At 43.9% G+C, this 2,699-nt stretch carries 3 protein-coding genes; 2 read left to right on the forward strand and 1 reads right to left on the reverse strand.

Features of this window, described 5'->3' with window-relative positions; genetic code table 11:
* A partial coding sequence (locus Q0236_RS02800) for a hypothetical protein (protein ID WP_297914875.1) occupies window positions 1–481 on the reverse strand: 481 nt, incomplete at its 3' end.
* A 96-nt stretch (window positions 482–577) separates the two neighbouring features.
* Here Q0236_RS02800 and Q0236_RS02805 point away from each other — a divergent pair.
* On the forward strand, window positions 578–1,147 hold the full coding sequence (locus Q0236_RS02805) for a TRAP transporter small permease subunit (RefSeq protein ID WP_297914877.1): 570 nt from the start codon (window positions 578–580) through the stop codon (window positions 1,145–1,147).
* A gap of 93 nt (window positions 1,148–1,240) precedes the next feature.
* A complete protein-coding gene (locus Q0236_RS02810) occupies window positions 1,241–2,602 on the forward strand; it encodes a TRAP transporter large permease subunit (protein WP_005871492.1) in 1,362 nt (453 codons plus the stop codon).
* Window positions 2,603–2,699 lie beyond the last annotated feature (97 nt).

Genomic DNA, 2,699 nt, shown 5'->3' on the forward strand with positions numbered 1-2,699 from the left:
CTCCGCTATAAAGCGCCGTTAGCTTGGCTTGCAGCCCCTCTAGCGTCGCATCAGCCGGCACTGCCGGAACGTCGAATGCACAGCTGTTAAACGGCTTAAAAATCGGCACCACGCTTAAGTCGAAATTTAAAAATTTAACCGCCCCGCCGCAGCCGCTTATCCCTCCCATTTCGCCGTCTTCGCGCAGTACGACGCGGATTTTGGCTAAATTCAACGACGAGGCAAATCCTAGCACCACACCGTAGAACCACACCGCATATCCACAGATTGCGCCGTAAACGTCCTTGCCGCAAATCGCTAAAATCACCGTTCCTAACGCCACGGCGCAAAGTGCGAATCTCACGTGAATACTAAAGCTTTCCGGATAGATAAAAAGGAATTTTTGCAAGAAAAAATATGAAAATGCTAGCCAAAAAAGCGCCCATATAGCACAAAAAGCGAGAAATTTTTTAGAGTATTTGTTTTGAAATTTTAAAATCATAAAAATCCTTTCCGCGCATAATTTTATAATAAATTGCAGATATTTTTGCTAAAATCCCAGCTTTTATAGCAAAAATTTCAAGCAAAGGGTAAAATTTTGAGGGATTTTTTACGCAGATTAGAAAGAGCTTTTGATGCGTTCGCAAATATCTTAGGCGTATTAAGTATCGTATTTTTGGCGCTTTTAGTTATAGTTGTTTTTTACAATGTTGTGGCGCGTTATCTTTTTCCAGCTGCAAATTCCGTCGCTATGCAAGAACTTACGTGGTGGCTATATTCGGCGATGTTTTTATTCGGTGTGACCTACGCGCTTAAAGAAAACGCTCACGTTCGCGTGGATATTTTTTACGAAAAATTTAGCCCCACTGCAAAAGCACTCATAAATATCTTAGGCACGATATTTTTCATTTTGCCTTTCGTGGCGCTCGTGGCGTTCTTTTCGATCGATTATGTAAGCGAGGCTTATACGAGCCATGAGGCCAGCGCCAATCCCGGCGGCATGCAGCATCTTTGGATCATCAAGTCCGCAATCACGCTTAGCTATGCGTTTTTATTTATCTACGCATTTGGATTTTTGATTAAAAATATTAATGCCTTGCTTGATGTTAGGGAAAACAAAGGCTCGGAATTTCTTAGTGGGAATTCTTCGGGCGCACAGAGTGTGTGAGGGTAAAATGAGCTTAAATTTAAAATTCTATAAATTTTACGCTTTTCGCGCTTGGGCGGAATTTTGCCATGGCAAGATAAAAGGTGGCGAGCTATGATAGGCATAGTGATGTTTGCGGCAGCGCTTTTTATGCTGCTACTGGGATTTCCTGTTGCGTTTACGTTCGGCGCCGTGGCTGTGATTTTCGGCTTTATCTACGGACTTAGTGAGGCGTGGGATTACGCGCAGGGCTTTGAAATTTTAACTGAAGCTTTTGAGGATATGAGTAGGCAGTTTTTTTCACTGATGCCTAATAGAATTTACTCGATTATGGAAAATCAGCTGCTAATTTCGGTGCCGCTTTTTATTTTGATGGGTATGATTTTGCAAAAGACTCGCCTTGCGGAGCGTTTATTAGAGTCGATGGCATTTTTATTCGGCGGCGTACGAGGCGGCGTGGCGATCAGCACCGTTTTGGTGGGCGCATTACTTGCGGCTACGACGGGCATCGTGGGCGCGACTGTCATCGCTATGGGCGTCATCAGCCTGCCCGTGATGATGAAATACGGCTACGATAAACCCCTAGCTACCGGCACTATCGCTGCTGCGGGCACGCTTGGGCAGATTATCCCGCCTTCTATCGTGCTGATTATTTTAGGCGATATACTTTCGGTTTCGGTGGGTGATCTTTTCTCCGCAGCAGTTATTCCTGGACTCGTGCTAGTGGGTTTTTACGTGATTTATATTGCGATTATTTCATATATTTGCAAAGATTATGCGCCGCCTGTTCCGCCGCTAGAGGGACTTAGCAAATCAAAGCAAATTTTTATCGCGCTTAAAAACGTCGTGCCGGTGCTCGTGCTGATTTTGCTCGTCCTGGGATCTATTTTTGCGGGCATCGCTACGCCTACGGAGAGCTCGTCGGTAGGCTGCTTGGGTGCGATAGCGCTAGCTGTTTTATACCGCACGTTTTCGTTTAGGCTGATCTATGACGCGCTAAAAAATACCGCTAAAATTTCGGGCATGGTTTTTATGATTTTGATGGGCGCCACGGCATTTTCGATGATTTTTTCTTACACGGGCGGAGATGAGGTCGTAAAAAATTTTATGGAGAATCTGCCCGGTCAAGCATGGGGATTTATCGCGCTTACGATGGTAGTTATCATAGTGCTTGGATTTTTTCTCGATTATGTCGAAATTTCATATATCATTTTGCCGATACTTTTGCCGATAGTAGAGTCTTTGCATATCAATCCCGTGTGGTTTGCGATCTTAATCGCTGTAAATTTACAAACATCGTTTATGACGCCGCCATTTGGATTTTCGATATTTTTCTTAAAGGGCGTGACGCCGCCGCAAATCCACACCACGGATATTTACAAGGGCGTGCTACCTTTTATTTTATTGCAAATTCTAGTGCTATTAACGCTCGCAATCTTTCCGGGGGTTTTTGGTTTAAAAGCTTTTTTAGGCTAGAAATATTAAAATTCACGCTAAATTTAACCTAGGAGCTAAAAATGGCTAAAAAGCTTATCGACGTTATGGATACGACCTTTCGCGACGGATTTCAGTC

The sequence above is a fragment of the uncultured Campylobacter sp. genome, from assembly GCF_938031315.1.
In the GTDB taxonomy this organism is placed as follows: domain Bacteria; phylum Campylobacterota; class Campylobacteria; order Campylobacterales; family Campylobacteraceae; genus Campylobacter_B.